7 protein-coding genes and 1 pseudogene are annotated in these 6,473 nt (G+C 44.9%); all 8 read right to left on the bottom strand.

What is annotated here, in order from left to right:
* Positions 1–104: 104 nt before the first annotated feature.
* Positions 105–851 (bottom strand): tRNA (guanosine(37)-N1)-methyltransferase TrmD, encoded by a 747-nt coding sequence (gene trmD / locus V7Z60_RS08185; protein ID WP_334117340.1) that lies wholly within the window; start codon positions 849–851, stop codon positions 105–107.
* Positions 851–1,363, bottom strand: a complete 513-nt coding sequence (gene rimM / locus V7Z60_RS08180; protein WP_334117339.1) for a ribosome maturation factor RimM — start codon at positions 1,361–1,363, stop codon at positions 851–853. The genes trmD and rimM overlap by 1 nt, the downstream gene beginning before the upstream one ends.
* A 74-nt stretch (positions 1,364–1,437) precedes the next feature.
* On the bottom strand, positions 1,438–1,686 hold the full coding sequence (locus V7Z60_RS08175) for a KH domain-containing protein (protein WP_014073644.1): 249 nt from the start codon (positions 1,684–1,686) through the stop codon (positions 1,438–1,440).
* 11 nt (positions 1,687–1,697) lie between these two features.
* Complete coding sequence (gene rpsP / locus V7Z60_RS08170) at positions 1,698–1,973, bottom strand: 30S ribosomal protein S16 (protein WP_003698600.1); 276 nt, start codon at positions 1,971–1,973, stop codon at positions 1,698–1,700.
* Between the two features lie 140 nt (positions 1,974–2,113).
* The gene (gene ffh / locus V7Z60_RS08165; protein ID WP_334117338.1) at positions 2,114–3,559 is read right to left on the bottom strand and encodes a signal recognition particle protein; all 1,446 of its coding nucleotides are present in this window, start codon (positions 3,557–3,559) and stop codon (positions 2,114–2,116) included.
* A gap of 16 nt (positions 3,560–3,575) precedes the next feature.
* Positions 3,576–3,914, bottom strand: coding sequence for a putative DNA-binding protein (locus V7Z60_RS08160; RefSeq protein WP_334117337.1), 339 nt, complete (start codon positions 3,912–3,914; stop codon positions 3,576–3,578).
* 5 nt (positions 3,915–3,919) lie between these two features.
* A complete protein-coding gene (ftsY, locus tag V7Z60_RS08155; RefSeq protein ID WP_334117336.1) occupies positions 3,920–5,134 on the bottom strand; it encodes a signal recognition particle-docking protein FtsY in 1,215 nt (404 codons plus the stop codon).
* 20 nt (positions 5,135–5,154) lie between these two features.
* Positions 5,155–6,473, bottom strand: a pseudogene (locus tag V7Z60_RS08150) (chromosome segregation protein SMC); the annotation flags it as partial.

Below are 6,473 nucleotides of genomic sequence, written 5' to 3'. Positions count from 1 at the left end.
ATTAACGTCATGATTCAAAAAAGCAATACCACTGTTCATTTTACATTTTTATTCTTGGAAATGCACGTAAAAAAGGACTGAGTTCGAACTCGGTCCTCCAAAAATCAAATTTGATCATCCTGATACTCGGTCTTGAATTCCCGAAGCCACTTTTCTTCCTGCCTGGACAATTCATACCCCTCAAGCAGGTCGGGTCTCCTCAAAAAAGTCCGCCGCAGTGATTCTTTGTTGCGCCATTCCGCAATTTTCTGATGATTGCCGCTGGTCAAGACCGCTGGAACTTTCATTCCTCTAAAATCTGCCGGACGAGTATATTGAGGATACTCAAGCAGTCCAGTTGAAAACGAATCGCCCGGTGCCGACTCTGAATTTCCCAAAACGTCAGGCAGCAGTCTGACAGTTGCGTCAATCACAACCATCGCACCGAGTTCTCCGCCCGTCAAAACGAAGTCTCCAAGTGAAATTTCATCCGTCACGCGCGTTCTGATTCGCTCATCATAACCTTCATAATGACCGCAGATAAACGTCAGATGGTCTTCTCTGGACAATTCCTCTGCCACTTTCTGATTAAACTTCTTACCTGCAGGATCAAGCAGAATAACCCTTCCAAGTCCGTTTTCACGCTTTGAAACCGCATCTAGCGCGTCAAAAATAGGCTGTGCCTGAAGCAGCATTCCTGCACCGCCGCCATAGGGCGTATCATCGACATGATGCTGCCTGTTTGTCGTATACTCTCTGAAGTCCGTTACGCTAATGTCCAAAAGGCCCTTTTCCACGGCTTTACCTACAATCGATTCGTTTAAAGGCCCCGCAAACATTTCTGGAAACAGGCTCAAAATATCAATCTTCACTAATCGTCCAACCCTTCCAACAAATCAACCACGACCAAGCCCTGTTCAAGATCGACTCGCCTGATTACGTCATCGATCACAGGCAACAGCAATTCCTTTCTGCCCTTCCGTTTGACAACCCAGACGTCATTTGCTCCGGGAGCAAGGATTTCACTGATTCTGCCGAGTTTTTCGCCATCCAAAGTCACTGCTTCAAGGCCAATGATCTGGTGATAGTAATAAGAACCGTCTTCTAAATCCTGTTGCTGATCTTCAGAAATTTTGATGTCGAATCCCTTGAAGCCTTCAATGAGATTGATATCTTCCAAGTCTTCAAATGACAACAAATCAAATTGCTTATGCTTTCTGTGAGTTTTAACGACCACTTCTCTTACAAGCGTCTCTTTGTCGAATAAATACAGAGAATTGCCGGGCATGAAACGTTCATCAGTGAAATCGCTGGATGACAGCACGCGAACTTCTCCCTTGATTCCGTGCGTATTGATAATTTTGCCTACTTGATAGTAATTCATTGATAAATTCCTTTCAAAACACCTTAACAAAAAAACCTCTGATGAAATCATCACTGTTTCACCAAAGGTCCTGATTAATCGTCTACGATATTCAAACGAACTCTTAAAGAGTCGCCAACACGAACGCTATAAACGATGGTTCGAATTGCCTGGGCAACCCGTCCGTGTTTTCCAATTACGCGCCCGACGTCATCAGGTGCGACGGATAGATTAAAATTAAGGAAATGTGCATCCCGATCGGTCTCGATCTTAATCGCATCGGGATCAGCAACTAGTGGCTTGACAATAGTGACAATTAATTGCTTCACATCTGCTTCAGTCATACTAATCTACCTTACTTCTTTGAAAACTTAGCTTCGTGGAACTTCTTCATAACACCTTGCTTTGAAAGAATGTTACGAACAGTATCTGAAGGTTGAGCACCGTTGCTCAACCAGTTCATGATTGCTTCTTCTTTAAGCGTTACTTGTTCTGGTTCTGTCAATGGGTTGTACGTGCCAACCGTTTCGATGAAACGGCCATCACGCGGTGAACGTGAATCAGCCACAACGATGCGGTAGAATGGACGCTTCTTAGAACCCATACGCTTTAAACGAATTTTAACTGACATGCATTTACACCTCCTAGTTATCTTCTCAACGATTACTAATATACCAGTATTTTCGCTCCGTGTAAAGTAAAATTTCTTGACAGTCTGTTTTTTTTTGCAATTTGTGATAAAAATACCGTCATATCAACAATTCTGCCGAATTATTTTTTGCGTCTCTTTTGTTGTTTCTGCTTTTTAATCTTGGCGCGCTTCTTCTTTTTGTTCTTCTTAATCATTCGATTGACCGACATTTTTGCAAGCTTGCCTGAAACGCCGCCGCCAAACATGTTTTCCATGCCGCCGAAATTCCCGTTCGTCATCTTTTGCATCATGTCGCGCATCTGCTTGAACTGTTTGATCATGCGATTGACTTCCTGAATCGGACGCCCCGATCCTGCGGCAATTCTTCTTCTGCGGCTCGGATTGAGCAAGTCGGGATCTTCACGTTCAGCAGGGGTCATCGAATAGACAATGGCCTTCGTATGTTCAATGTCCTTTGGATCGACCTTGACGTTCTTCAAGGCAGGATTGTTGGCCATTCCGGGAATCATCTTCATGATATCCTCAATCGGCCCCATATTTTGCACCTGTTCCATTTGTTCAATAAAATCATTGAAATCAAATGTATTTTCGCGCATCTTGTCGGCAAGCTCTTCTGCCTTCTTCTGATCGAAATCTTGCTGGGCTTTTTCGATCAGAGTCAGCATGTCGCCCATTCCAAGAATTCTTGAAGCCATTCGATCGGGATAAAATACGTCGAGCGCCGTCATTTTTTCGCCCTGACCGATGAATTTAATCGGCTTGCCGGTGACTGCTCTGATGGAAAGTGCGGCACCGCCGCGCGTATCACCGTCAAGTTTGGTCAAAACAACGCCCGTCACGTCCAAAGTATCGTTGAAGCCCTGTGCAACTTCCACTGCATTTTGCCCCGTCATTGAATCGACGGTCAGCAAAATTTCGTCCGGATGCGTCAGCTCCTTGATTCTCGCAAGCTCGTCCATCAGCTTTTCATCAATCTGCAAGCGACCTGCCGTATCGATGATCACATAGTCATTTTTTTGTTCTTCGGCCAGTTTCATCCCCTGGCGGACGATTTCAACAGGATCGACGTCCGTGCCAAGTTCAAACACGGGAACATCGATGCTTTTCCCGACCGTTTTCAACTGATCGACGGCAGCGGGACGATAGACGTCAGCCGCAATCATCAAGGGACGTGCGCTTTCTTCTTTTTTAAGTTTATATGCAAGTTTCCCTGCCGTAGTCGTTTTGCCGGCGCCTTGAAGTCCGACCATCATGATGACTGTCGGAATCTTCTTTGATTTATTCAAGGGAACGGCACTCTCGCCCATGACCTTGATCAGTTCTTCGTTGACGATTTTTACGATTTGCTGTGCCGGTGTCAGACTTTCGAGAACTTCTACGCCGACCGCTCTGTTTTTTACTTCCTTGACAAAATCTTTGACGACTTTAAAATTGACATCGGCTTCCAAAAGCGCGAGTCTGATTTCGCGCATGACTTCCTTAACGTCTGATTCGCTAATTTTTCCTTTTCGCTTCAGTTTGCTGATTGCATTTTGCAAACGTTCGGTTAAACCTTCAAATGCCATAAGGGCCTCCTGCTTTTTATTCTTCCATGGTTTCAAGATTTTCGACCAGTTCGATCAGTTTCCTGTCATCCGGATATTTGTCCTTGACATAGTCCAAAACTTCGTCCGTTTTCTGACTTTGATGCTCAAATTGGCGATACAATCCCAGTTTTTCCTCATATTCTTCAAGAATTTTTTCTGTTCGCTTGATATTATCATATACCGCTTGCCTTGAAACTTCAAAATTTTCTGCAATTTCTCCCAAAGAATAATCATCTCTGTAGTAAAGCGCGATATAAGTCATTTGCTTTTCGGTCAGCAAAGGTTCGTAAAAATCAAACAATGCATTGATTCGGTTGGTTTTTTCGATTGCCACCAAGATCACCTGTCCTTTGCAACAAGTCCCTTGAACAAGCCAATGACAAATTCCTGCGGATCAAAGTCGCGCAAATCATCCATTTGCTCGCCAAGGCCGACAAGTTTGACCGGAAGCTTCAATTCGTTTCTAATTGCAAGCACGATTCCGCCGCGAGCAGTTCCGTCAAGCTTTGTCAAAACGATGCCCGTCACGTCCGTTACTTCCTTGAACTGTCTGGCCTGCGTCAGCGCATTCTGACCTGTCGTCGCATCAAGCGCAAGCAGCACTTCATGCGGAGCATCGGGAATTTCACGCGTGATGACGCGTTTGATCTTGTCAAGTTCCTTCATCAGATTGACTTTGTTTTGCAAACGTCCTGCCGTATCAACCAGCAGAATATCATAATTTTCCTGTTTGGCTTTGATGACCGCATCATAAACCACGGCTGCCGGATCGCTTTGTTCAGGTTTCTTGACAACGTCGACCCCGACTCTTCTGCCCCATTCGGCCAATTGCTCGATTGCCCCTGCTCTGAATGTGTCGCCGGCAGCCAGAAGAACCTTTTTGCCTTCTTCCTTATAGCGATGAGCCAATTTTCCAATCGTCGTCGTCTTGCCGACACCGTTGACGCCGACGAACAGAAAGACCGTTGGCCCTTGTCCTGCAAAATGCAGGGCATTGTCCTCATCCTTGCCGCTTTCTTCATACAGGTTCACCAGGCGCTCAATAATTGCATCCGAAACGTCGGATTTCCTTTTGGCATTTCTGAGCTTGACTTCATCTCTTAATTCATCGCTGATATTCATGGCGGTTTCATAACCAACATCAGCTTCAATCAGCGTTTCTTCCAAGTCATCAAAGAAATCTTCATCAACGTGCCTGAAATTTGCAAGCAGTGCATTGATTTTTGCGCCAAAGCCCTTGCGCGATTTGGCAAGCCCCTTGTCATAGCGTTCTTCTTCAGTTTTTTCTTCCAAAGCAGCTTTTGAGACTGACTGTTCCGAATCCTTTTTGCCATCTGCTTCATGAGTTCTCTCATCTGCCTGATCAGGCTCTGGTTGAGCTGTTCTTTCAACGGGCTCAGCTTTTGGCGTTTCTTCAGAATAATCTTTGTTATTGGCGTCTTTTGTCTCCGTTTCCGATTTATCTTCAACGTTTTCTGCAACTTTTTCAACTTCTTTTTCTTCCTTTTCCGGTTCAGAAGAAAAAGCTTTTTTCAGCTTATCAAAAAATCCCATTTCAGTCATTCCTTCCACATTTATTCGTAATCATCAAGTGATACGGAAACCATCTTTGAAACGCCCGATTCCTGCATCGTAACGCCATATAAAACATCCGCCTGCATCATCGTGCCCTTGCGATGCGTAATCACGATAAATTGCGTCTGTCCGTCAAATTTACGCAGATACCGCGAATAACGCGCAACGTTTGCATCGTCCAATGCCGCTTCCGCTTCATCAAGAATCGCAAACGGAACCGGCTTGACCTTTAAAATTGCAAACAAAAGCACGATTGCCGTCAAAGAACGTTCACCGCCCGAAAGAAGACTCAGCTGTCTGTATTTCTTTCCGGGTGGCGCTGCCATGATTTCAATTCCCGTTTCAAGCAGATTGTGGGGATCGGTCAAGCTCAGTTCGGCATGTCCGCCGCCAAAAACTTCCGGGAAGATCTCGTTAAATGCAGAGGATACCTTGTCAAATGTGGCTTTAAAACGTTTTTTGACTTCCTCATCCATCTCTTCCATGCTAAGCAGCAGCTGTTCTTTTGCTTCCAACAGGTCGTCTTGCTGCTGTTGCAAGAATTCATAACGTTCGTTGACTTCTTCAAATTGTGCAATCGCATTGACGTTAACGTCTCCTAATTCGTCAATTCCGAGTTTCAGGAGTTTGACCTTCTTTTTAACGAAATCAAGATCTTCTTCGGTATTCCTTCGTTCGGCAGATTCATAAGTCATTGCGTAGTGTTCGGCCAGCTCGTCAAGATTTTGACGCAACGTTGCCTGTAAGTTTCCGTCTCTTGCAGAAAGCGTGCTTCTTTCGTCCATTGCCGCCCGCAAAAGCTCATTGGCTCGCGTCAGTTCAGTTTCTGCTTTCTTGACGCTTTCATGCAAAGCGGATCGCTCCGCCTGCATCCTTGAAATGTCTTCTTCCAGTTTCAAGCAGCGTTCATCTGCTTCCTTTGCCTTTTCAATGAGTTCATCCTTTGAAAGAATCATGTTTTTGCTTTCATTTTCAAGCTGTCTGATTCTTTCGCCGTTTTTCTCAATTCGTTCGTCTGCTTGAGCAACCTGAAATTCGTTTTCCTTAACGCGAATCGAAAGAGACTGGACTCTTTCGGTCAAAACGGCAAGGCGACTGGTACCTTCGGCAATTTGAGCATCAAGTTTGGCCTGCTCGGTTGCCTTGTTTTTTTGAAATGCGCTTTTTTCCTCAAGCACTCTCTGACTCGCCTTGATTTTTTCTTCAAGTTCTTCAAGTTTAGCCTGAGCGGCCGTCTTTGCTTCCAAAAACCGTGCTTCATTGACGTGGCTGTTTGCCAGATCAGCATCATAGACACTTTTTTCCTTTTCTTTTTTAG

Source organism: Ligilactobacillus sp., assembly GCF_036846325.1.
In the GTDB taxonomy this organism is placed as follows: Bacteria; Bacillota; Bacilli; order Lactobacillales; family Lactobacillaceae; genus Ligilactobacillus.
Note: the sequence above shows the minus strand (reverse complement) of the source record. Positions and strands in the feature narration are given on the sequence as shown.

What these genes read in the sequence shown, in the direction of transcription:
- rimM (WP_334117339.1), bottom strand. Translation starts at nt 1,363, where the DNA reads ATGAATTACTATCAAGTAGGCAAAATTATCAATACGCACGGAATCAAG.
- V7Z60_RS08175 (WP_014073644.1), bottom strand. Translation starts at nt 1,686, where the DNA reads ATGACTGAAGCAGATGTGAAGCAATTAATTGTCACTATTGTCAAGCCA.
- rpsP (WP_003698600.1), bottom strand. Translation starts at nt 1,973, where the DNA reads ATGTCAGTTAAAATTCGTTTAAAGCGTATGGGTTCTAAGAAGCGTCCA.
- ffh (WP_334117338.1), bottom strand. Translation starts at nt 3,559, where the DNA reads ATGGCATTTGAAGGTTTAACCGAACGTTTGCAAAATGCAATCAGCAAA.
- ftsY (WP_334117336.1), bottom strand. Translation starts at nt 5,134, where the DNA reads ATGGGATTTTTTGATAAGCTGAAAAAAGCTTTTTCTTCTGAACCGGAA.